The organism is Domibacillus indicus (assembly GCF_023715895.1).
Taxonomy (GTDB): Bacteria; Bacillota; Bacilli; order Bacillales; family Domibacillaceae; genus Domibacillus; species Domibacillus indicus_A.
The window spans coordinates 1-474 of record NZ_JAMBOO010000079.1; the positions used below are offsets into that span (position 1 = coordinate 1).

A 474-nucleotide genomic window follows, 5' to 3' on the forward strand; every position below is an offset into this window, starting at 1 on the left:
GTGGCCCAGTTTGGCTTCAGCCGAATGACCATCAATCGCGCGCTGCGCGAGCTGACGGACGAAGGCCTGCTGGTCAGGTTACAAGGGGTGGGAACCTTTGTCGCCGAGCCGAAAGGGCAGTCGGCGCTGTTCGAGGTGCGCAGTATTGCCGCAGAAATTGTCGCCCGTCACCATCAGCACCGCTGTGAGGTACTCCTGCTTGAGGAGACCCGGGCGGATCATATTCAGGCGACGGCGCTCAGCGTCCCGGAAGGCACCCGCATCTTTCACTCGCTGATGGTGCATTACGAAAACGAGGTGCCGGTGCAAATCGAAGATCGCTGCGTCAATGCCGCAGTGGTACCGGACTATCTGCATCAGGACTACACCGCCACCACGCCCCATGATTACCTGTCGCTGATCGCGCCGTTAACCGAAGGTGAACATATTGTTGAAGCGGTGCAGGCCACGGCGGAAGAGTGCGCGCTGCTGCAT

The 474-nt window shown here is 60.1% G+C and carries 1 protein-coding gene; it reads left to right on the forward strand.

The window, feature by feature from the left end:
- Positions 1-474 (forward strand): UTRA domain-containing protein (locus M3221_RS25615; protein ID WP_251274822.1); only part of this gene is annotated, 474 nt, incomplete at both ends.